The organism is Micavibrio aeruginosavorus (genome assembly GCF_051245535.1).
Classification (GTDB): Bacteria; Pseudomonadota; Alphaproteobacteria; order Micavibrionales; family Micavibrionaceae; genus Micavibrio; species Micavibrio aeruginosavorus_D.
Genome location: NZ_CP195303.1, coordinates 1,087,529 through 1,109,943, shown reverse-complemented (window position 1 = coordinate 1,109,943; position 22,415 = coordinate 1,087,529). Strand labels below are relative to the sequence as shown.

Sequence of the window (22,415 nt, the reverse complement as noted above, 5' to 3'; positions counted from 1 at the left end):
ACATCACGTCGCGCGGGACTTTCGGGTTTTCCTTCCTCGCGCGCCTTCATATTTTTCTGATCCTGTCTGGGGCGCTTATAATGGCTAAGAATGACATCCTGTCCGACACTTACGACTCCGATCTGGACGATATGGTTCTGGATATGATGGACGATGATGATGACATTCTCGAATTGCAAAAACCTGCGCGCGCGTCCAATGCGGGCCGCAAGATTTTGATGTCGACGGTCGCCGTTGTTGCATTGGCTGGTGCGGGGCTGGGATATCTCGCCACCGCTGGCGCGCAGCAGATGGAGCAGGTGGGCGGCAAAATCGTCACCGAACTCTCGGCCATGGATGCCGCGGATGTTGATCCGATCACTGTTGACGTACAGATGCCCGATGTCACCGTGTTGTCGCGCGTTGATACGGCGCCAGCATCCGTTGATGGTGCGGTTGATCATGCGATCACCACGATCGTCAATGATTTGAATGCGATTGAACCGGCCAGCGGCGCTCCGGCTGCGGCTCCTGTGCCGAACGGTCCGGATGACGTGCCGATGCCTGCGGATGAATTGGCTCCGGCACCGGATGTTCTGCCGGCCCCTGCACCTGCACCGGCTCCAGCACCGCTGGGCGGCGATGTCGTTTCTATTGAACCTCCGGTTCCTGCATCGGACTCTGCACCTGCGCCAATTATCCTTGATGATTCTGCGTCTGCCTCCGCCCCGTTGACTCCGGAGATCGTGCCCGAAGCTGTGGCCGAGCCAACGCCGGAACCGATCATTCTGGGCAATGATGAACCCACACCACCCATGCCCGATTTGACGGGATTGGAAGGCGCGCCGGACCCGATGTCTGGTGTAGCAGCACCGCCACCATCCGCGACAGTATCGGGACGCGAAGCGGCCGCCGGTGTGACGGAAAACCGTGTCGTGGCGCCGGCCCCGGCGGTTGAAAATGATGTGTATTACGATTCAGCACCGGGTGTGCCGTCGGGACCGTTGTCCAACACGGTTGGTCCGCGCAAGGTTGATCCGACCATGGAGCCGGCATCGACCATGGTGATCGTGCAGAAAGATTACGGGTCCGGCGAGCAAGAGGCGATGGTTGTCGCCGCTGGCCGTGCGCTGGATCTGGGCCGGTATGAATCCGCGCTGGAAATGTACGACACGCTGTACAAAAAGAATAAGAGCGATGTTCGCATCCTGATGGGCCGCGCTGTGGCACAGCAGAATGTTGGATACCGCGAACTGGCGATTCAAAGCTATGAAGAGGTTTTGAAGGCTGATCCAAAGAATGCGGATGCGGTCATCAATATGATGGGACTTCTGCGCGAAGAATATCCGTCCGTCGCATTGCGCCGTTTGCTGGATCTGAAGGAACGCTTCCCAAGCAATTCCGGCCTGATGGCCCAGATCGGTATGACCTATGCGGCTTTGGGGCAAACACCGGATGCTCTGCGCTCATTGAATGTGGCGGCCAGTTTGGACCCCAGAAATGCAACGCACCTGTATAACCTGGCGATCTTGTTTGATCGCTCCGGGGATCAATCCAGCGCCCTTAAATATTATGAGCAGGCACTGGAAACCGATGCCGTTTATGGGGCGGGGCGATCCATCCCGCGGGATCAGGTTTATGACCGTCTGTCGACCTTGCGCGCGAAATAATATCGCTGCCGGTTTTGTCCGGTGAGCGGTGTTGATGCGCGCACCGCGCTTGAAATCCTTTTTGTCCTGATGTTCGGGCTGTGCTGCGGCAGTTTTGCCACGGCTTTGATCTGGCGCATTCCGCGCGGTGTGTCGTGGATTGTCGCAGAGAAGGGCGCGGCCCGTTCGGCGTGTCCGCATTGCCAGACACCGCTGACCCTGTGGGATTTGATCCCGGTTTTTTCGTGGGTGTTTCTGCGCGGGCGGTGCCGCCATTGCCACAAACCCATCGGCTGGATTTATCCGACCATTGAACTTTCCACCTTGCTGTTGTGTCTCGGTGTCTATGCGCTGTGGGGCTATAACGCGCCGGGCGGCATTGTGATGCTGACCATTCCGTTTTTGGTTGCGCTGTTTGTGATTGATGTCCGCCATTTCATTTTACCCGATCAACTCAATGCGTTGGTTGGCGTTCTTGGTGTGATTTATCAATTCGTTCTGGGCGGGGCGGAGGGGGCGGGATTTGCGCTTCTCGCTGGGGTCATCTGGGGCGCATGCGCCTTTGTGCTGGGATTTTTGATGAAGAAAATTCTCAAGAAAGAAGCCTTGGGTCTTGGTGATGTTAAATTTTTTGTTGTTGCCGGTATCTGGCTCCCGGCGGTCATGGCGCCGCCATTTCTGATGTGGTCTGGCGTGTTGGGGGTTGGGTTGGCGCTGATCTGGAAAATAACAGGGCGTGGGGCCGTTTTCCCGTTTGGCCCGGCCTTAATCGTGGCTTTTGGCCTGTGTTTGGCGCTGACCCGCGTGGGTTTGGGGCTGGATCATGGGCTATCTTTTGGGCGCTTGTCGTATTGACGGGGCCTTATGCTTCATACATCCTTGAATTCGTGACAAATTCTGCATCTGATTAACCTTCCGTTTGCACTTTTCACATTAAAGTGAGCATTGGGTCCATGTCCGGGCCATCATCAGGGGAGAGCCACCTTGGATATTCTTCAGCTTTTGCGCTTTACGATTCAGAACAATGCGTCTGACTTGCACTTGAGTCCGACCAACCCGCCCGTTATTCGGGTCAACGGGGAAATGAAGCGGATTAAAGCCGATCCGTTGCAAAGCGACGACATTCGCACCATGCTCTATTCCGTGATGAACGAAGACCAGCGCGCCGATTTCGAACGCGAGCTGGAGCTGGACTTCGCCATCGCCTACGGTGAAAAGGCCCGTTTCCGTGTGAACGCCTTTACCACCCGCAACGGCACCGCCGCCGTTTTCCGTTCCATTCCGTCCTTGATTCCGACGATGGAAGAGCTGGAATTGCCGCCGATTATTCGTCGTTTTGCTGAACTGGAAAAGGGACTGGTCCTGGTGACTGGTCCGACGGGTTCGGGTAAATCGACCACGCTGGCCTCGATTATCAATTACATTAACGAAAATCACGCCAGCCACATTATTACGGTCGAAGACCCGGTCGAATTCTTCCACGCCTCGAAAAAGGCTGTGGTGAACCACCGCGAAATCGGCACCGATACCAAATCATTCTCCAAGGCGTTGCGCAGTTCTCTGCGTGAAGACCCTGACGTTATTCTGGTGGGGGAGATGCGGGATTATGAAACGATCTCTCTGGCCCTGACCGCGGCGGAAACCGGGCACTTGGTGTTCGGAACACTGCACTCGAACACGGCGGCCAAAACCATCGACCGTATTATCGACGTGTTCCCGTCGGGGGACAAGGAAATGGTCCGGGCCATGCTGGCCAGTTCGCTGCAGGGCGTTGTGGCCCAGTCGCTGCTGAAGCGGGCGGATGGATCGGGCCGGGTTGGCGCGTTCGAGGTTCTGGTCGGCACCAACGCTGTGCGGAACCTGATCCGTGAAAACCAGATTGCCCAGCTCTACTCCATGATCCAGACCGGGTCGCGTTACGGGATGACCACGTTGGAAGATTCCGTGAATGCCTTGCTGGAGCAGGGTGTGATCGACAAGGACGAGGCGCGCCGCGCCTTGATGAAAACCACCGAAGACGAAGGTGCTCGCGACGAGGATACCGTGTCGGCATCGCTGGGCGGTGGCAAGATGTCCGAAACGATGTCGCGGAAACAGGCGGCCGTGGGGCGTGCCCCGGGCGCGCAGCCGCGCAAGGCCGGTGAAGATGATTCAGGCGAGGGCTACACATTTTGACCGCGCCTTTAATCCTTCAGTATTTCCAATCTATGAACGACAAGGGGGCGAGCGATCTCTACCTCACGGTCGGGTTTCCGCCTGCTTTGCGGATTGAGCAGACTTTGCTCAATCTGCGTGATACGCCGATCACCGTGGATGAGCTGAACGAGATTATCGGGTCCATTTTCACCAGTCGCCAGCGCCGCGATTTCGAGGCGCATATGGAGCTGAACACGTCGCTGGATGTTGGGAAATTCGGACGCTACCGCGTCAATGCGTTGCGCCAGCGCCAATTTCCGGCCCTGGTTATTCGTCGAATTATTTCGAAAATTCCGAGCTTTGCGGAGCTTCGTTTACCTGAAAACTTAGCGCATCTGGCGATGGAGCGGCGCGGGCTGATCCTTGTGACCGGGATGACCGGGTCGGGGAAATCAACCACGCTGGCATCGATGATTGATTATCGGAACGCGCGCGAGCAGGGCCACATTATTACGATCGAAGACCCGATCGAATATTTCCATGAGCATAAGAAATCCGTCATTACCCAGCGTGAAATCGGCGTGGATACGGAATCCTTCTCTGTCGCGTTGAAGAACGCGCTGCGCCAGCGCCCGGACGTTATTCTGGTGGGCGAGGTGCGTGACCGCGAGGTGATGGAGCAGGCGTTGACCGCCGCCGAAACGGGTCATTTATGTTTGGCAACATTGCACACGAACAACACGTATCAATCCATTGAACGGATTGTGAATTTGTTCCCTGAAGATTACCACGCGCAAATCCGTTTGAACCTGTCCATGAACTTGCGCGGGATCGTGTCCCAGCGTCTGGTCCCGGCGATTGGCGGGGGCATGGTTGTGGCGATTGAAGTGATGCTCAACCAAGGCCTGATCCGCGATCTGATCCATAAGGGTGAGATTACGAAAATCAGGGACGTGATGGAGCAAAACAACCCCATCGGCATGTGCACGTTCGACCAATCCTTGCTCCGCCTGTTTGCGGAAGGGCTGATTGCCGAAGAAACCGCCATTACCCAGGCCGACCTGCCGGGCGATATGAAGATCCGTATCCAGCAGGTTAAAATGGGCAAGGGTGGGGGCGATGCCTTTAAATCCATCGACACGTCTTCGATCAAGCTGTCTGATTAAGTGCTCTTTCTGTTTCGATAATCCTATTCAGATATCCACTGATTCCCGCAAATATCCGCTGGCCAAGGTGTGGCAAAACGCATATCCTTGAAGGGTATTTCGAATCGCGGCCGCCTGCGTTCTTGTGGTGGTTTGCTCCTCCTGTAACCCATCTTTTTCGACCTTGTTGGTGACATTCCCATGCCTGTCCATTCACGCACCCTTCGTTCTTTTGGTCGTCTGTCCATGATGGTTGTTGGCACATCCGCCACGGCCCTGATGCTGGGCGGTTGCGATCTGACACGCAATCACCTGAAGGCTGACCGCAGCACCAATATGGAGTTTCAGGATTACCGCGATGCGCTCGCTCCGCGCATTGAAGAAGAAAGCGAAGAAGCCAAAGCCGCAAAAACGGCACAGAATAATATTCCGGATTTGATGCCGTATGTGGCCGCGCCGTCGAAGAATTTGAAGCCGATGCCGCTGGTGTCCATCTCGGTCAACCAGACCGTGCCGCTGCGCGATGCGCTGTATCAATTGGCGGAGCAGGCTGGCTATGATCTGGAACTCGATCCGAACATTACGGGCTCGGTCATTTTCACCGCGCGCGAACGTCCGCTGGATTCCGTGATTGAACGCATTTCCGAGATTGCCGGTCTGCGTTACAGCTTTGATGATGATGTTATGCGCGTTGAGCTGGATAAGCCGTATCACAAAACATACAAAATCGATTACCTCAGCTATATCCGCAAAAGCGAAAGCGGGATCAGCAACGATATTTCCGTTGTGTCCGGCGGTACGGCCAGCACGGGTTCGAAATTCGCCGCCAGCTCGTCCAGCGAAGCGGATTTCTGGGGTGAACTCAGCACCAACCTGCAACAAATTCTGGGCGTGACCACGACGGCCTCCAGCCTGATGACGGCCTCCGACCCGACCATTACGGCGGCGGCGTCAAACCCGGCTCCGGTGGCTCCGGCAACGACGACCGATGCTGATGGCAACCCGGTTGTTCAGGTTCAGGCCCCGCAAGCGGTATTAAATGTGACGTCTTTGCCAACCACGACGACCGACCCGAACAGCGGCATGTCCGCTGGGACAGGCGGCGGGGATGAGCCGAGCTTCGCCATGAACAAGCAGGGCGGTATCGTTTCCATTTACGCCAACGATCGTCAGCATGCGCAAATTCGCGATTATCTGAACGAATTGCGTTCGGCCGTGACGGCACAGGTTTTGATCGAAGCCAAAATTCTTGAAGTGTCCTTGAACGATGAATACGCGGTCGGTATCGACTGGAGCCTGTTGGAAGGGATGATCGGGGAATTTTCGCTGGGCTTTGACGTCACGGCGGCGGGTGGTTTGATCCGTCCTGATTTCTCTGATCCGACAAGCCCGGTTTCCAACTTCGTAATGGGCTATGCGGGTAATGACATCGAGGCCGTTGTTCAGGCCGTGTCCCGTTTCGGGACCGTGCGCGCGCTGTCCAGCCCGCGTCTGACCGTATTGAACAACCAGTCGGCTGTTTTGAACGTGGCTGATAACCGCGTTTACTTCGAACTGGATATCGATGTGACGACTCAGGATAACAACACCCAGACGACCATCGACAGCGAGATCAAGAGCGTGCCGGAAGGTGTTCTGATTAACGTTATTCCGTCGATTGATACTGAAACGAAAACCATCTCCATGGCTGTTCGTCCGACCGTAACCCGCATTGTCGATCAAATCCCTGATCCGGCGGTGGCGTTCACGGTTGCCAACAATGCTCTGGCAACCAACGTTCAATCGCTGATCCCGGTTGTGAACATTCAGGAAATGGATTCCGTTGTTCGCGCGCAATCGGGGCAGGCTTTGATTATGGGTGGTTTGATGGAAGACCGCACACAAAGCACGCAACAGGGTGTTCCGGTTCTGTCCGAAATTCCGTTGTTCGGCGCCGCGTTCCGCAACCAGGTGGACAACATCCAGAAAACGGAACTCGTGATCTTCCTGAAGGCCACCATTATCGATGGCAGCGGTATTTCCCCGGTGGATCGCGATTTGTATAGAAGCTTCTCTGGCGACCGTCGCCCGGTTGATATGTGATCTGCGGTTGAATAAACCCAATTTATACGGGGCCGGTGCTGGACGAATCCACACCGGCCTTTGTATATTGGCTTTATGAATTAAGGCTCTTGTCTCCAACCATTCGTCACCCCGGCGAAGGCCGGGGTCCATGGGGTCGATCGTATGGATACCGGCCTTCGCCGGCATGACGCTACACAGGTGAAAATAAAATGCCGTTATCATGGCCCCTTATCCAATATGTTCTAACCGCCGCTGTGCGCGACCGGATTGTTCTGGCCTTGTTGCTGGTGGTTGCGGTGGGTGCCAGCCTGTCGCTGTTCCTTGGTTCTGCCGCGCTGATTGAGGATCAGGTGTTTGCGCTGGTGTTCTCCGCGGGGGGCTTACGTTTTGCGGCGGTTGCCGGGCTGGTCCTGTTCGTCGTCTTCCATATGCGCCGTTCGTTCGACAGCAAAGACGTGGATTATCTTCTCTCTCGTCCCATTTCGCGGGCTGGGTTTTTGGTGTCGCACGCGGTGGCGTTTTCCGTTCTGGCCGTGGCCGTGGCTGTCGTTGTTGGCGGCACGTTGATTGCGATGGTTCCATCGGCGATTGGCGCGGGCCATGCGCTTTGGATTTTTTCACTGGCCGTTGAATTGATTGTTGTCGTCAATGTGGCGCTGTTTTTCTCCATGGTGTTGCCGGGGGCGGCGGCGGGGTCGCTGGCTGTGTTCGGGTTTTATGTTCTGGCCCGCATCATCGGGCAATTGCTGGGCATTGCGAACAAGGCATTCCTTGGTGATGAACTGTCCGTTCTGGGTATTCTGATGAATATTATTTCCGTCGTTATTCCCCGTCTGGATTTGATGGCGCAAACGACATGGCTGGTTTACGGCACGGAAAATTCATCCGTTGGGTATGGATTTGTCGCGCTTCAGGGGCTGGTCTTTACCGGGTTGGTTCTGGTTGCGGGGCTGGTCGATTTGCGTCGCCGCCAATTCTGAGTGGGGTTTATAAATGGTCACCATGACCGCGCACGATAAACGGGGTTTTGATTTTGCACGGTGGGGTTTGCCCGCTTTGCTGATCCTGATGCTTGTGTGCAACGTTGCGTTCTGGACACAGGCGCGGCACGCGCGCACCACATGGGGCAACGTTCCACCCGTGCCCAGTGAACGCGGCGCGACCATGGCCATGCTGGGTGATGCGCAAATGGGGTATCGCGTTTACGGCCTGATGCTTCAGAACTTGGGGGATATCGGGGGCCGAACGACCAATCTGGCGCAATATGATTATACGGCGCTGAAAAATTGGTTTTTTCTGGAAGACAAACTGGATTCCACCTCCAACTTCATTCCGGCCTTGGCCGCGTATTATTACGGCGCAACGACGAAGCATGAAGATTTAACGCCCGTCATTGATTATCTGGAAGTCATCGGCCAGCGGCCAGAACCGCAAAAATGGCGCTGGCTGGCGCAGGCCGTGTTCCTGTCGCGCTATACGCAGAACGATCTGGTGCGCTCTTTTGATCTGGCGACCAAGCTGGCCAATCTGTCCACGCCCGACATGCCCGCATGGACGCGGCAGATGCCGGCCTTCATCATGGTCGCGCGCGGGGAGAAAGAGGCCGCGTATGATATGCTGATGGGTATGTTGCAAAAAGACGGCGAAAAAATGGATCCGTCAGAAATTCGCCTGATCCGTGACTGGATTTGTGACAAGACGTTGACCGCGGCGCAGGCCGCCACCCATCCCCTTTGCACATCGATACCGGGTGAATGATGCTGGATTTTGAATCCCTCAAATTCACCATTCCTGAAATCCTGTCTCTGATCGGGTTGGTGCAATGTGTTTACGTGCTGGTGTACATGGCCTTTCGGTCGGGCAGCCGGGCGCGGGCGGCTATTCCGTTTGTGTATTTTCTTGTGTTGGGCTGTGCCTTTTTATCCGGCTTTGCGACGCGTTTTATTGGTGAATCCATCCCGCATTTCACCACCATTCAATGGGCGCTGTGGTATATGGGCCCACCTTTGTCCGTCTTGCTGATGATCCAGATTGCGCGCATGTCTGAATTGCCGCGTTGGTTTAATTTCTTTGTCTTGTTGCTGGTGCCGGTGGCGCTGGCGATTTCGGTTTTTGCGGCGTCGCTGGATTCTGAATGCAAGCCGCTGGATGAATGTGCCACCTATGCGGACTGGCTGACCGTCACGGGGTTGCTGGCCGGGGTGATCAGCATGGCGGTGATGTGGGCGCAACGCACGCTTTTACAACAAATGCAAACCCAGCCGGGCGGGGCGGACCGGTACTGGCTGGTGCTGATGCTGGTTTTTACCAATCTGTTTTTTCTGGCCACGATGCTCTTGGGCTTGACTCCGGTTTTGGGTGTGGATGATGCTGTGGTGATCCGCACCATCTGGGGGTTGGGGTTTGTCTATCTGGCGGGGACCAGCCTGTTCCGCATTTATCCGCAAGCCCTGAAACTGGTCGCGCGGGGGGAGGCAAAGGGTGCGGTGGATTTGTCGGGCGCGGACCGCGCTCTGGCGCAAAAGATTGACCAGTTGTTAACGCTGGAGAAGGTCTACCACGAACCGACCTATGGCCGCGCCCATCTGGCCCGGGAGTTGGGCGTATCGGAAACAATTATTTCCCGCGTGGTGAACCTGCATTTCGGCAAAACCTTGCCGCAAATTTTGAACGAACGGCGCGTGGCGGACGCCAAAATCCTCCTGCGCGACACCAAAGCCCCGGTCAAAACCGTGGCGGAGGAGGTGGGTTTTAACTCCATCGCCTCCTTCAACCGGGTGTTCAAGGAGGTCGAAGGCGTGACGCCGGGGCAGTTCAGGGACAAAGTTTAAACCCTAAACCAAGGCCGTCACCCCGGCGAAGGCCGGGGTCTTCATCCCTTATGGCGGAAAGATCCCGGCCTTCGCCGGGATGACGTCGTGCGGTGGAGATGACGCCACAAAACGTTCCCTCGCCCCTTTGGGGGGAGAGGGATGCGCAGGCTTCGGCGGCACGCCTTAGCCGAAGCTGGGTGAGGGGGGCTGTCTCGATGTTGCCGACATGGCGCTGTTGCGCCCATCCCCCCACCCAACCTCCCCCCTTGAAAGGGGGGAGGAGTGTTGCGGCGTTCATTCTGACAAACCGCCTTCTCAATCCGTCAAAATGGGTGGATCACTCTGTCATTTTTAACACTCCGTTTACCAAAAACGCCGCATTCTGAAACGGTTAGGGGTTCTCTGTGTGTGCGGAGCGTGTATAATTTTCACGAATCGTTTTCGTGCGTCGTTTCGGGCGGCGGGGCGGTTTTTCGAAACTGCAGTTCTTAACAAAACCTCTCTTCAATGACGTCAAGGTAAGGAGATTTCTCTATGACTAAATCTATTCACACGACCAACCGGTCCCAGGCGGGCTTTACGCTCGTCGAACTGGCCGTGGTCATGATCATCATCGGTCTGCTGATCGGTGGGGTTCTGAAAGGCCAGGAGCTGATTAACAATGCGCAGGTAACATCGACTGTTGCACAGCTGAAAGGCGTTGAAGCTGCAACATCCAGCTTCCGTGATAGCTATTCGGCTGTTCCTGGTGATATGTTGAGCCCGTCCACACGTTTGCCAAACTGCACAGCTGCTCCGTGCAGTTCTGCTGGTAATGGAAATGGTCGTTTGGGCAATACTCCAGCAGCAAGCCCTGTTGGAACAGAAGGAGAGCAGTTCTTTGTTCACTTGGCAGCCGCAGACCTGCTGACGGGTATTGTTCCTGGTGCTAGCACGCCGGGCCGCAACTTCCCGTCCGGCAAACTCAGCAATACGGTTTTGCAAGCTGGCTACGCCTCTGGCCCGGCTGACTTGGGTGGCGCAACCAGCACGACTGGTGCTAGCGCAGGCCACTACTTGGTTCTCAATGGTACGGTTGGTGCAGCAGCTGCAGATGCGATGCGTCCGTCGGATGCTTTGAAAATTGATACCAAACTGGATGACGGTGTTTCTAACACGGGTTCCGTTCGCGGTATTGGTGGCGCAACATGCGGTGATGGAACAGGTTATGCAACAGCTGCTGCTGGTGCGACTTGCGGTCTGTATGTTCGTATCCAAGGCTAATCTCGCCTGATCAAAATAAACGAAAAGCCCCCGGTTTCCGGGGGCTTTTTTGTTGGGTTTTGTTTGAAAGACTTGGAAATCTGCGGGTTTTGAACTTTTTGACGCGGAGCGGCGAAATGGGGTATTGTAGGACTATCTTCTAGGTGAATGAGAAGAGAGAGGCGGCCGGGTCAAACCCGGCCGTACTTTTTTGTGCGGCTCTTTCTTCTCCATGTCATTTCCACCCCCTCATCGTCATCCCCGCCTTGTGCGGGGATCCGGAATGGTCCGGGATATAGGTGCCTTGTGGCCCCGGATCCGGGATGACGGGTGGAGAGGGCGGGGCAAGAGGGCCCATGAATAAACAAACTATCCCTCGCCCCCTTTGGAGGAGAGGCCCTGTGAATAAACAAACAATCCCTCGCCCCCTTCTTTGGGGGGAGAGGGATGTGTAGGCTTAGGCGGGACGCCTTAGCCGGAGCTGGGTGAGGGGGGAGATGTCTGGGTGGGGCCGGAGGAGGCGCGGTCGCGCCATCCCCCCACCCGGCCTCCCCCCCTTGGAAGGGGGGAGGGGAAGGTTTTTTTGGAGAGGCGGAAAGAGTGATGTTTACGCCGCTTTGCGTTTTAACGCGCTTTCAAACGCGGCAATAACCGCATCACCCATCTGCGCCGTGGTGACGGTCTTGCTGGTTTTTTCCGCAATGTCCGCCGTGCGGGTTCCGGCGTTGAGGACGGATTGCACCGCTGCTTCCAGCGCATCGGCCAGATCACCGCGGTCGAAGGAATAACGCAACGCCATCGCAAACGACAAAATCGCGGCCAGCGGGTTGGCTTTGCCTTGCCCCGCAATATCCGGGGCGGAGCCGTGAACGGGTTCATACAGAGCCGGTTGCTTGCCATGCGCATCGCGTGCGCCGAGCGAGGCGGAAGGCAACATGCCCAGCGACCCGGTCAGCATGGCGGCCTCGTCCGATAAAATATCGCCGAACAGATTGTCGGTAACGATCACATCGAACTGGCGCGGGTTGCGCAGCAACTGCATGGCGCAGTTATCGGCATACATATGTTCCAGCGCCACGTCCGCATAGTCGGAGGCGTGCAGGGCGGTGATATCCTCGCGCCACAATTTCCCGGATTCCATCACGTTGGCTTTTTCGCACGACGTGACTTTCTTCCCACGCTTGCGGGCCAGTTCAAAGGCGACACGACCGACACGGTGAATTTCCGATGTGGTGTACACTTGCGTATTGACGCCGCGACGCTGGCCATGACCCAGATCGGTAATGCCGCGCGGTTCGCCGAAATACACACCGCCGGTCAATTCCCGCACGATCAATATATCCAGCCCGCGAACGATTTCTTCTTTCAGGGTGGAGGCCCCGACCAGTGCGTCGAACACAATCGCCGGGCGCAGGTTGGCGAACAGTTCCAATTCTTTGCGCAGTTTCAAAAGGCCTGCTTCCGGGCGGATATTATAATCCACCTTGTCCCATTTCGGCCCGCCCACGGCCCCGAGCAGGACGCAATCGGCCTTGCGGCATTGATCCAGCGTGCTGTCGGCCAGCGGAACGCCGTGTTTGTCGATGGCCGCGCCGCCGATGCAATCGTCGGTGATGGCAATATCGGTTTCGCCGTTTTCATTCAGGAAGTGGATGATCTTCGCCACTTCGCCCATGACTTCCGGGCCAATGCCGTCACCGGGCAGGATTACGACAGAATTTTTGGTCATTTGGTTCTTCCTTTTGTTTCTTTTTTATTTGGCGTCACCCCGGCGCAGGCCGGGGTCTTCGTCCCTTATGGCTGGAAGATCCCGGCCTGCGCCGGGATGACGGGTGTGGGGGTTACAACCACGGATGTGTTGCGTTGCGTTTTTCTTCAAAGCTGTCGATGGATTTGGCTTTTTCCATGGTCAGGCCAATATCATCCAGCCCGTTCAGCAGGCAGTGGCGGCGGAATTCATCCAGTGTAAACGTGCTGCGGATATTGCCGCTGGTCACGACGCAGTTCTCCAGATCGACCGTAATGGTTTCGCCGGGGTGCGTGGTCATCCGTTCCATCAGCGCATCCACCGTTTCAGATGGTAGCGTGACGGGCAGAATGCCGTTTTTAAAACAGTTGTTGTAAAAAATATCGGCATAAGACGGCGCGATCACGCAACGAATGCCAAAATCCAGCAACGCCCACGGCGCATGTTCACGGGATGAGCCGCAGCCGAAATTATCCCCGGCGACCAGAATCTCCGCCTTATCAAACGGGGCCTTGTTCAAAACGAAATCGGCTTTCGGCGAACCATCTTCGTTATAACGCATATCGTTGAACAGGCTTTTGCCCAACCCGGTGCGCAAAATGGTGCGCAGGAATTGTTTCGGGATGATCATGTCAGTATCAACATTCATCAACGGCAACGGCGCGGCAAGGGCGGTCAGTTTTTTAAATGGGTGCATGGCAGAGTAATGTTCCTAAAATTCCTGTGAGCTCTAAATCTTCCCCGCATGGGCCGGGTTGGTGGCTGGTTTATGCGGGGTGGGGGGCTTTCCCCCGGATTGTTCCACTTTCACGGCGGCGAAGGCTTCGAACAGGTCCATGTCAAACATGGCGGCGCCTTTGCCCGGTTCGCTGCGCATTTTATCCAAAACGGCGGTCGGAGAAATATCACGGTCACCAAAATGCGGGCGCGGGATGGTGTAGCCGTCATAGCTTTCAATGATGCAGGCCAGCCGCACGGGGGCGGAAAGTTCATGGCCTTTCAATCCATGTTCGCCCGTACCGTCGATTTTTTCATGGTGGTTGACCATGATGTCGGTCATCAAATCAAAGAAGGGGTGTTGCAGGTCGCCCAGTTCTTCGCGCACGATGTTCAGGCCCAGATCAACGTGGCTGCGGCGATATTTCATCACATCGCCCGTCGGTTTTTCCGGTGAATCCCAAATTTCAATCGGCAAGACGCGCTTGCCAATATCATGGACCAGCATGGCCCAATACATATTTTCCTGCACATTGTCGGGCAGGCCAAGCTTGGCGCAGGTGTTGCGCGTATCATTGGCCACGCGTTCGGCATGTTCGTGGAAGATGTATTTAATATCCGGATTTACGGCCAGACGTTTGCGGTCATAAATTTCCATCAACTTCATCTGGTTTTCGATGAAGGGTTTGATTTGGTCCTGAAACACCGCATCGGCGCGAACGTCAAAATCATCCGGCCATGTTTGGGGGAAGTCAGACATGCAGCCTCCTATTTCTGGAATTCACGAATATCGGTTAAGTGCCCGGTAATGGCGGCGGCGGCGGCCATGGCGGGGCTCATCAAATGGGTGCGGCCACCGCGCCCTTGACGGCCTTCGAAGTTGCGGTTGGAGGTGGAGGCGCAACGCTCACCCGGGGCCAAACGGTCTTCGTTCATACCGAGGCACATGGAACAACCCGGTTCGCGCCAGTCGAAACCGGCTTCGATAAAGATTTTATCCAGTCCTTCTTCTTCGGCCTGTTCCTTCACCAATCCTGATCCGGGGACGATCATGGCGTAAACGCTGCTGGCCACGTGTTTGCCGGTGACGACATCGGCCACGGCGCGCAGATCTTCGATCCGGGCGTTGGTGCAGGACCCGATGAAGATTTTATCGACCGTCACATCCTGCATCCGCATGCCGGGTTTCAGGCCCATATAATCCAGCGCGCGTTCCATCGCGGCGCGTTTATGCGGGTCGCTTTCTTTCGCCGGGTCGGGGACGTTGCCGGTGATGGAAACAACATCTTCCGGGCTGGTGCCCCATGTCACGGTGGGAGTGATGTCTTCAGCGTGCAGGACCACTTCGGTATCGTATTTCGCGCCGTCATCGGAGGGCAGGGTTTTCCACCATGCGACGGCCTTGTCCCAATCATCACCCTTCGGGGCCATCGGGCGGCCCTTGATAAAGGCGAAGGTGGTTTCATCCGGCGCGATCAACCCGGCGCGCGCGCCGGCTTCGATCGACATGTTACACATGGTCATGCGGCCCGCCATGTTCAGCGCGCGCACAGCGTCACCCGCATATTCAATCACGTGGCCCGTGCCACCGGCTGTGCCGATTTTTCCAATGATGGCCAAAATCATGTCCTTTGCGGTGACGCCAGCGGGCAGGGTGCCATCGACCGTAATGCGCATGGTTTTCGCGGGTTTTGTAATCAATGTCTGGGTGGCCAGAACGTGTTCAACTTCGGATGTGCCGATGCCGAAGGCCAGCGCACCGAATGCGCCGTGTGTGGAGGTGTGGGAATCGCCGCAAACGATGGTCATGCCCGGTTGGGTCAGTCCCTGTTCCGGGCCGACAATATGCACGATGCCTTGGCGGTGATCATTCAAACCGAAATACCGAATGCCAAAATCTTTGCAGTTTTGTTCCAGCGTGTTCACCTGCAAACGGCTTTCCGGATCGCTGATCCCTTGATCGCGATGCGCGGTGGGCACGTTGTGATCGGCGGTGGCCAATGTGGCTTCGGGGCGGCGCACTGTGCGGCCCGACATGCGCAACCCTTCGAACGCCTGCGGCGATGTCACTTCATGCACCAGATGGCGGTCGATATACAAAACGCATGTGCCATCATCACCGCGATCCACCACATGGTGATCCCAGATTTTTTGATACAGTGTTTTTGGTGCGGTTTTGTCAGTCATGGGCTCTATCCTCGAAGGCTTAAAATCCCAACCAGAGTAGGCCAGAGTGAGGCCGCCCGGCAAGAGTGGGCCGGATTTTCCATTTTCATTTTAGGGGAATATCGTGAATTCTCTGTAATTTTTCCCGCACTGCAAAAAACCCGCCGGGTGAGGGCGGGTTTTCGGAAGGCTTGGTGTTTTGTTTGCTGAATGCCCTTACGCTGGTTTCATGCCTGTTTTAATGTCGTTCAGGCAGACCTTTGCGCGTACGGTTTCGGGCAGGGTCTTATAAATTTCCTGAAACATGCCGTTGATGAGCGGGTGATTGGCTACATCCTCAGGCGTGGCGACGAGGAATTTTTTAGGATTAAAGCCGGGGGCTCTGGCCACGTTCTCCAGATATTGGTTGGCGATCCCGATCGCCGGGCTTGCTGTCTGGCCAAAGAAACGGCTGAGAGCATTTGGGCGATGTGTCGTGATGGCGATTGTGTAGGATGCCGTTATGACGGGGAGAGGGCCTGGGCTCGGTACTGTCCCTTCGGGGATGGGGAAGCCGTGCTTATGCGCATAAACGAAGCGATCGCTGTTGCGCGCGTCTTGCGCCCTGCGGAGATCATCTGCCCCTTTATGGCTGTCATGTTCGTTATAAACGCAGAATTTTTGTAATAGCTTGCCGTCCTCAAGGTCATTGAATGCGGAGAGCTGAACAACCTTATGGCTATATGGGGTGCCCTGTGCGGCATCATTCACAGCCCTGCAGAACGTGGCGAGAAGCGTGTTAACTTGAGAAACAACCAGGTTTACTTGGGCCAGTGTTGATTGGTCCTGCTGTACATGATCTTTGAAGGATAGTGCCATGTTTTTTGCTCCCTTTTGGTTATTTGAAGCCTTGTTCTAGCATGCATTTTTTCATAATTACAAGTTTTGAGGGTGTGGGTTTTAATGTTTCCGTAACTATATGATTTCTATAATGGTGTGTCGGAACTTGTGCGCCGCAGCAATGCTAAAGAACAAGGCCCGGCCAGCATAAACAAGAGAGAAGGATACGCTATGTCACACCCCAAACGCTGTTTTCCGCGGGAGGATGTTGCAATTGCGATGCCGGATACGCTGTGCGCCATGGACCCCGACACCCGCGCGGCTTTTATTCGCAACAATGCCGGGGATGTCTGCATCACTTTTTCCGATCCCACCTATGTGCGCGCCGAAACCATTGTGATCGACGAGGACAGCAGCGCTGTCTACGCGATCCTGCATGAACGCGCGCATTACCTTGGCAATCTATCGCGCGCGATGGCGACATCGTTTGCGAAGAACGATCATGTATTGCTGTCGGCGCTGCGGCCCGATGGTTCGATTTTAGAAAGCGCGACGCCGGTGAAAATCGGGCGGGCGTAGAGAAGAAAAGTTTTTAACTGCGTAGCGTAATGGAGGGGTGTGAATGTCTGATGGGTCGAGAACGGCAACATTTTTGAATCAAGGGCCGCTGACGGTAGAAGGGGATATGGATGTCCTGCGTCCGGTTCAGGATGTGGCCCAAACAATTTCACCAACATCGTCGGCGGGTGCCAGAGCGGTTCCGCATTTGAACCAGCCCGTTGCGGGCGGCGGTGGTGCAGCGATCGGGATTATGATGGCACGGCCAGCGGCGTAGGATTTTTCATGAAACGTCATCCCGGCGCAGGCCGGGATCTTCCAGCCATAATGGACGAAGACCCCGGCTTTCGCCGGGGTGACGCAAAAGAGGAAGAAACGAAAAAGGCGCGAAGGATAACCCTCGCGCCTTTTTGTATTTGTGCATAAAGCCGAAGATTATTTCTTCGCGGCTTTGCGAGCGTCTTTTTCCGCTTTGGTTTTTTTGTTGGACTTCTTAGCGGCTTTGGCTTCCGTTGCGGCTGCCACTGTTGCTTCGTCCTCAACCAGGCTGTGGCCGGTGGTGCGTTCGGCGATACGTGCCGATTTACCCTGACGGTCACGCAGATAGTACAGTTTCGCGCGACGAACGGAACCACGACGGACCAGTTCGATGCTTTCGATACGCGGGCTGAACAGCGGGAATACGCGCTCTACACCTTCGCCGTAGCTGATTTTACGGACGGTGAAGCTGGCGTTGGCGTCGCTGCCTGTGCCTTTACGGGCGATGCAAACACCTTCGTAAGCCTGAATACGCTCGCGGGCTTCCTTACCGGTGCCTTCGCTGATCTTCATGTTTACTTTAACGGTGTCGCCCGGGGAAAATGCGGGGATTGCTTTGCTGTTTGCTTTCAGCTGAGCCAAGTGTTTGGCTTCAAATTTCTGCAGGATATTCATCGTTTCGTTCCTTTTCTCTTTGACCCTTATTGGGACCCGAAATCACCCGTTTTAAGGCGGGAGGCGGTCCACTTGTCGTTTTCATGGGTTTACTCAAGGCGCGGTTTTACAGATTTTACGGGGCTGTTGCAAGGGAAACCGTGGCTTTCCCAGCATTTTTTTGCGCCGCCGCGCAGATAGTTCCGGGCAAACAGGGGTGGTTCCTTGAAAAGCCGGGGGTGGCGGGCTAGGGTTCAGGCTTAACATATAAAAAACGAAGAAAACAGGATCAAATTATGGGAAATAATGCAAAAAAGGGCCTTCTGGCTCTGGGGCTGGCGTTTGCGATGGCTGGAACGGCTTTTGCCGCTGAACCCCAATCCGCAACCGATTCTTGCCGGACGCTGGATGCGCGCGGGGACTTGCTCCAATGCTTCAATGCAATTCAATCCGACCAGGGCGCCCTGAACACAGCCGTGCGTGCTGCGACGGGCAAGGTCAGCGCGGTCAATCTTCAATCACTGGAATATAAACGCCGTCTGGATGCTGATTGTAAAAAGCAGGCGTTCTTTAAGGCCTTCCTTGTATTCGAGGCATCCGGTTGGGCGCAGCAGAATACACAAGCCCGCACGGCATCGGGGCTGAGCGACACGGACCTGACGCGCAATCGTCTGCACGGGCATGCGTCATTCGGGGCGGAATGCCACGTTAAAACGGCCATGTGGATGAAGGCGTATGCGCCGTTGAACGATGCGGCCGCATCCCACCGTGCCGAGGCGTCCGAAATGCGCGCGCTGGCACAACGGTTGAAGCCGAAACCTTAATCGTTATTTTTTGAGAAGATCCGGACGGCGTTCACGGGTGAGGGCGAGGGCCTGATCCCGGCGCCATTGCGCGACCTTGCCGTGGTTGCCGCTGGTCAGGATGTCGGGCACATCCAAGGCGCGGCCATCGGTGGTCGTCCACGTGGCGGGGCGGGTGTAATGCGGGTATTCCAGCAAACCGCCCGTGGATTCAGCAAAGCTTTCTTCGCCCGCCGTATCCACATTGCCCATCACGCCGGGCAGCAGGCGGATGCACGCATCCATCAAAATCATCGCCGCCGGTTCACCGCCGGATAAAACATAATCACCAATGCTGACTTCATCAAAATCATAGGCGTCGAGGAATCGTTGATCCACGCCCTCATACCGTCCGCACAGGATGGTCAGGGACGGGGCGGTGATAAAATCTTCCGCCATGCGCTGGTTCAAAACGCGACCGCGCGGGCTCATGTAAATGCGCTTGCCGGGATTGGGAATGGACAGGAAGGCGCGTTCCAGAATATCCGCACGCATCACCATACCCGCACCGCCGCCAAATGGCGTGTCATCGACGGTTTTGTGGTTGTCGGTGGCGAAGTCGCGGATATTTACCGCGTTCCACGACCAGATTTTTTTATCCAGCGCGCGGCCACTGAGTGATTGGCCCAACGGCCCCGGGAACATTTCCGGGAACAGGGTCATCAAATTCACGTGCCATGGTGCGATTTGGGGTGTGGTGTTCATTTGTCGCCGCGCAGCCCTTCGACCATTTCGACGACAATGCGGCGCGCGTCCATATCGACGTCACGAATAAAATCATCGGCGAACGGGACGTAAAATGTCGGGCCGCCCTCGGTCGGTTTAATTTCGATCAAATCGCTGGCGCCAAAATTCTGAACATCCGCCACGGTGCCGATCGCATTGTCGTGTTCGTCGAACACATCCATGCCGATCAGGTCCGTGTGATAAAATTCATCATCCGATTCAATAGCGGGCAGGGCGGAGCGATCGATCCAGAGCATGGTTCCGCGCAATGATTCCGCAACGTTGCGGTCATCGACCACGCCGTTTTTGGTTTTCACGCGGGCGACCCATGCGCCCTTGTTCGGGGATTGCAGTGTGATGGTAACCGTTTCGGTCCCGGTTTCGGATGTATAAAGCGGGCCGTATTTTTGTAGGCTTTCAGGATCGTCGCCAAAGCAACGCACCCGGACCTGTCCACGAATGCCGTGGGCCGTTGTGATTTCACCGATGCAGAGGCGTTTTTCTGTCATGTTCGATATATCGCGTCCCTTCATCCCCTCACTCCAACCCTCTCCCGGTGGGAGAGGGGGTATTGGAGTGAGGGAAGAAGGAGAAAGGCGCGAAGATTACTCGGCAGCCGGGGCTTCTTCAGCGGCAGCTTCTTCTTTCGGCGCAGCGGCAGCAGCAGCGGCTTCAGCTTTAGCAGCAGCTTCAGCTTCGGCTTTTTCTGCGATTTTGGCTTCTTTTTCACGAACGCGCTCTTGGGCTTTTGCCTTCGGAGCGGATTTCTTCGGGGATTCGTTCCATTTCGGCATGTCGATCAGGCCGGCTTTGCCCAGGAACAGTGCAACGCGTTCGCTCGGCTGTGCGCCTTCGCCCAACCAATGTTTGATCCGGTCGGTGTTCAGGACCAGACGCTGTGCGTGGTCGGACGGCAGCAGCGGGTTATAGGTGCCCAGTTTCTCGATGAATTTACCATCGCGTGCGGCGCGGCTGTCGGCCACAACGATTTTGTAGGACGGCAGGTGACGGCGGCCACCGCGGGCCATACGAATTTTCAGTGCCATAGTTCTTTCTCCTTTTGGTGTTACTTCAGTTTGTAGTCGGTTAAAGTTTATTTCTTCCCCTTCAGGAAAGGATTGGAACCCAGTATGTCGGCCGGGTTACCAAGGCCGGGCATGGAGCCACCAAACTTTTTCAGCATGGCTGGATCCAAATTCTTCATATTCTCGGTCATCATGGCGGCGTCTTTTTCGCCCATCATGCCCTTCATCATGCCCATCATTTTGCCCATGCCCATTTTCTTCATGCGCTTCATGACGGTTTGCATTTGTTGCAGCTGTTTATACAGCTTGTTGATGTCCTGCACCGTTGTGCCGGACCCGGTGGCGATGCGGCGCTTGCGCGATGCGTTCAGCAATTCCGGTTTCGACCGTTCGGATTCTGTCATCGATAGGATAATGGCTTCCTGTTTTTTCAGTGCGCCATCATCGATATTGGCGTTTTCCAACTGGCTGGCCATCTGGCCCAGGCCGGGCAGCATTTTCATCATGCTGGAAACGCCGCCCATTTTTTGCATCTGGCGCATTTGCGACAGGAGGTCGTTGAAATCGAAATCGCCCTTTTGGAATTTTTGCGCCATTTTCAGCGCATCTTCCTGGTCGATTGTTTCGACGGCTTTTTCCACCAGCGACACAACGTCGCCCATGCCCAGAATGCGGCCCGCAATCCGGTCCGGGTGGAATTGTTCCAGCGCGTCCCATTTCTCGCCAACGCCAATCAATTTGATCGGCTTGCCAGTGATGGCCTTCATTGACAGGGCAGCACCGCCGCGCGCGTCACCGTCAACGCGGGTCAGAACGATCCCGGTGATGGCCACTTGCGCATCGAACGCGGATGCGGTGTTCACCGCGTCCTGCCCGGTCATGGCATCAACGACCAACAATGTTTCAACCGGGCCAATCGTGTCGCGCACGGCCTTGGCCTCGGCCATCATCGCTTCGTCAATGCTCAGGCGACCAGCGGTATCCAGAATGACAACGTCGTAGCCTTCTTTGCGCGCGGTATCCATGGCGCGCAGGGCGATATCGACCGGCTTTTGCCCTTCAATAACGGGCAGGGTGGTTACACCCGTCTGGCGCCCCAGTTGCGCCAATTGTTCCTGCGCCGCCGGGCGATACACGTCCAGCGATGCCATCAGCACTTTCTTGCGCTGCTTGTCGGTCAGGAACTTACCAATTTTGGCGGAGGTCGTGGTTTTACCCGAACCCTGCAAACCCACCATCAGGTAAGCGCACGGCGGCGTGGCGAAATTCAGATCAGTCGTATCGCTGCCCAGCATGTCGACCAGCGCATCGTGAACGATCTTCACAACCTGTTGCGCCGGAGTGACGGAGCGGATGACTTCTTGGCCGACGGCGCGTTCGCGCACAGTCTCAACGAATTGTTTGACGACGGGCAGGGCGACGTCAGCCTCCAACAACGCCACGCGAATTTCGCGCAACGCGTCGGATACGTCGGTTTCGTTCAAGCTGCCCTTACCGCGCAGCTTGCCGAACACTTTCCCGAGCCTGTCACCAAGCGATTCAAACATCAGTAGCCTTTAATCCCAAAACAATTTGGCCGCAGTGAGCGTAATTTCGCCAACTGCGGTGTACCCGTAGGCACTGCAAAACTTACAGTGACCGGAAGAATTTGACCGGAAACTAAGGGGTTGGGGCGGGGATGTCAAGGATTTTGGGCCTTATTATTTCAGTCGTCATCCCCCGGTTTATCCGGGGGATCCATACAGAGCCCGGCCATTCCATGGATTGCCCGGATAAACCGGGCAATGACGGAGTTTTTGAGACTTGACAATAGTGCCCCAATATAGGAATATTGTCCTGTTTTCAGCCCCATTGCGCCCAAATTCCGGCGCAGCG

At 55.9% G+C, this 22,415-nt stretch carries 22 protein-coding genes; 12 read left to right on the top strand and 10 right to left on the bottom strand.

Annotated elements, in window-relative coordinates; all coding sequences use genetic code 11:
* The first annotated feature begins 80 nt into the window (after window positions 1–80).
* The 9 genes from ACSC94_RS05410 to ACSC94_RS05370 all read left to right on the top strand — a co-directional run bounded on the left by ACSC94_RS05410 (window position 81) and on the right by ACSC94_RS05370 (window position 11,049).
* Window positions 81–1,649: a tetratricopeptide repeat protein gene (locus tag ACSC94_RS05410; RefSeq protein ID WP_435642026.1), complete on the top strand. Its 1,569-nt coding sequence runs from the start codon at window positions 81–83 to the stop codon at window positions 1,647–1,649.
* A gap of 21 nt (window positions 1,650–1,670) precedes the next feature.
* Window positions 1,671–2,483, top strand: a complete 813-nt coding sequence (locus ACSC94_RS05405) for a prepilin peptidase (protein ID WP_435642025.1) — start codon at window positions 1,671–1,673, stop codon at window positions 2,481–2,483.
* Window positions 2,484–2,612: 129 nt separating this feature from the next.
* Window positions 2,613–3,803 carry a type IV pilus twitching motility protein PilT gene (locus ACSC94_RS05400; protein WP_435642024.1) on the top strand — a complete coding sequence of 397 codons (1,191 nt, stop codon included), beginning with the start codon at window positions 2,613–2,615 and terminating at the stop codon, window positions 3,801–3,803.
* A complete protein-coding gene (locus ACSC94_RS05395; protein ID WP_435642023.1) occupies window positions 3,800–4,930 on the top strand; it encodes a PilT/PilU family type 4a pilus ATPase in 1,131 nt (376 codons plus the stop codon). Before ACSC94_RS05400 ends, ACSC94_RS05395 begins: the two co-directional genes overlap by 4 nt.
* Before the next feature lie 180 nt (window positions 4,931–5,110).
* Window positions 5,111–6,991, top strand: coding sequence for a type II and III secretion system family protein (locus tag ACSC94_RS05390; protein WP_435642022.1), 1,881 nt, complete (start codon window positions 5,111–5,113; stop codon window positions 6,989–6,991).
* A gap of 191 nt (window positions 6,992–7,182) precedes the next feature.
* On the top strand, window positions 7,183–7,953 hold the full coding sequence (locus ACSC94_RS05385) for a hypothetical protein (RefSeq protein WP_435642021.1): 771 nt from the start codon (window positions 7,183–7,185) through the stop codon (window positions 7,951–7,953).
* A gap of 13 nt (window positions 7,954–7,966) precedes the next feature.
* Entirely contained in the window at window positions 7,967–8,731 is a 765-nt protein-coding gene (locus tag ACSC94_RS05380; RefSeq protein WP_435642020.1) for a hypothetical protein, read from the top strand.
* Window positions 8,728–9,804, top strand: a complete 1,077-nt coding sequence (locus ACSC94_RS05375; RefSeq protein ID WP_435642019.1) for a helix-turn-helix transcriptional regulator — start codon at window positions 8,728–8,730, stop codon at window positions 9,802–9,804. Before ACSC94_RS05380 ends, ACSC94_RS05375 begins: the two co-directional genes overlap by 4 nt.
* Before the next feature lie 516 nt (window positions 9,805–10,320).
* A complete protein-coding gene (locus tag ACSC94_RS05370; protein WP_435642018.1) occupies window positions 10,321–11,049 on the top strand; it encodes a type II secretion system protein in 729 nt (242 codons plus the stop codon).
* Window positions 11,050–11,635: 586 nt separating this feature from the next.
* Here the strand turns inward: ACSC94_RS05370 and leuB are convergent.
* The 5 genes from leuB to ACSC94_RS05345 form a co-directional block, all read right to left on the bottom strand.
* On the bottom strand, window positions 11,636–12,757 hold the full coding sequence (leuB, locus tag ACSC94_RS05365; protein WP_435642017.1) for a 3-isopropylmalate dehydrogenase: 1,122 nt from the start codon (window positions 12,755–12,757) through the stop codon (window positions 11,636–11,638).
* A 112-nt stretch (window positions 12,758–12,869) separates the two neighbouring features.
* A complete protein-coding gene (gene leuD / locus ACSC94_RS05360; RefSeq protein WP_435642016.1) occupies window positions 12,870–13,472 on the bottom strand; it encodes a 3-isopropylmalate dehydratase small subunit in 603 nt (200 codons plus the stop codon).
* Between the two features lie 33 nt (window positions 13,473–13,505).
* The gene (locus ACSC94_RS05355; protein ID WP_435642015.1) at window positions 13,506–14,252 is read right to left on the bottom strand and encodes an HD-GYP domain-containing protein; all 747 of its coding nucleotides are present in this window, start codon (window positions 14,250–14,252) and stop codon (window positions 13,506–13,508) included.
* A gap of 8 nt (window positions 14,253–14,260) precedes the next feature.
* A complete protein-coding gene (gene leuC, locus ACSC94_RS05350) occupies window positions 14,261–15,679 on the bottom strand; it encodes a 3-isopropylmalate dehydratase large subunit (RefSeq protein WP_435642014.1) in 1,419 nt (472 codons plus the stop codon).
* A gap of 195 nt (window positions 15,680–15,874) precedes the next feature.
* Window positions 15,875–16,516 carry a hypothetical protein gene (locus tag ACSC94_RS05345; RefSeq protein ID WP_435642013.1) on the bottom strand — a complete coding sequence of 214 codons (642 nt, stop codon included), beginning with the start codon at window positions 16,514–16,516 and terminating at the stop codon, window positions 15,875–15,877.
* A gap of 192 nt (window positions 16,517–16,708) precedes the next feature.
* Between ACSC94_RS05345 and ACSC94_RS05340 the strand changes: the two genes are divergently transcribed.
* Both ACSC94_RS05340 and ACSC94_RS05335 read left to right on the top strand, forming a co-directional pair.
* Window positions 16,709–17,056 (top strand): hypothetical protein, encoded by a 348-nt coding sequence (locus ACSC94_RS05340; protein ID WP_435642012.1) that lies wholly within the window; start codon window positions 16,709–16,711, stop codon window positions 17,054–17,056.
* 43 nt (window positions 17,057–17,099) lie between these two features.
* A complete protein-coding gene (locus tag ACSC94_RS05335; protein ID WP_435642011.1) occupies window positions 17,100–17,312 on the top strand; it encodes a hypothetical protein in 213 nt (70 codons plus the stop codon).
* A gap of 158 nt (window positions 17,313–17,470) precedes the next feature.
* On the opposite strand, the gene rplS is transcribed toward ACSC94_RS05335, so the two are convergent.
* Window positions 17,471–17,968, bottom strand: a complete 498-nt coding sequence (gene rplS / locus ACSC94_RS05330) for a 50S ribosomal protein L19 (RefSeq protein WP_435642010.1) — start codon at window positions 17,966–17,968, stop codon at window positions 17,471–17,473.
* A 275-nt stretch (window positions 17,969–18,243) separates the two neighbouring features.
* Between rplS and ACSC94_RS05325 the strand changes: the two genes are divergently transcribed.
* Window positions 18,244–18,771 (top strand): hypothetical protein, encoded by a 528-nt coding sequence (locus ACSC94_RS05325; protein WP_435642009.1) that lies wholly within the window; start codon window positions 18,244–18,246, stop codon window positions 18,769–18,771.
* Window positions 18,772–18,774: 3 nt separating this feature from the next.
* On the opposite strand, the gene trmD is transcribed toward ACSC94_RS05325, so the two are convergent.
* The 4 genes from trmD to ffh all read right to left on the bottom strand — a co-directional run bounded on the left by trmD (window position 18,775) and on the right by ffh (window position 22,087).
* Window positions 18,775–19,494: a tRNA (guanosine(37)-N1)-methyltransferase TrmD gene (trmD, locus tag ACSC94_RS05320; RefSeq protein WP_435642008.1), complete on the bottom strand. Its 720-nt coding sequence runs from the start codon at window positions 19,492–19,494 to the stop codon at window positions 18,775–18,777.
* Window positions 19,491–20,024 carry a ribosome maturation factor RimM gene (rimM, locus tag ACSC94_RS05315; RefSeq protein ID WP_435642007.1) on the bottom strand — a complete coding sequence of 178 codons (534 nt, stop codon included), beginning with the start codon at window positions 20,022–20,024 and terminating at the stop codon, window positions 19,491–19,493. The genes trmD and rimM overlap by 4 nt, the downstream gene beginning before the upstream one ends.
* A gap of 96 nt (window positions 20,025–20,120) precedes the next feature.
* A complete protein-coding gene (rpsP, locus tag ACSC94_RS05310) occupies window positions 20,121–20,561 on the bottom strand; it encodes a 30S ribosomal protein S16 (protein ID WP_435642006.1) in 441 nt (146 codons plus the stop codon).
* 47 nt (window positions 20,562–20,608) lie between these two features.
* Window positions 20,609–22,087, bottom strand: coding sequence for a signal recognition particle protein (gene ffh / locus ACSC94_RS05305; RefSeq protein WP_435642005.1), 1,479 nt, complete (start codon window positions 22,085–22,087; stop codon window positions 20,609–20,611).
* Between the last annotated feature and the right edge of the window lie 328 nt (window positions 22,088–22,415).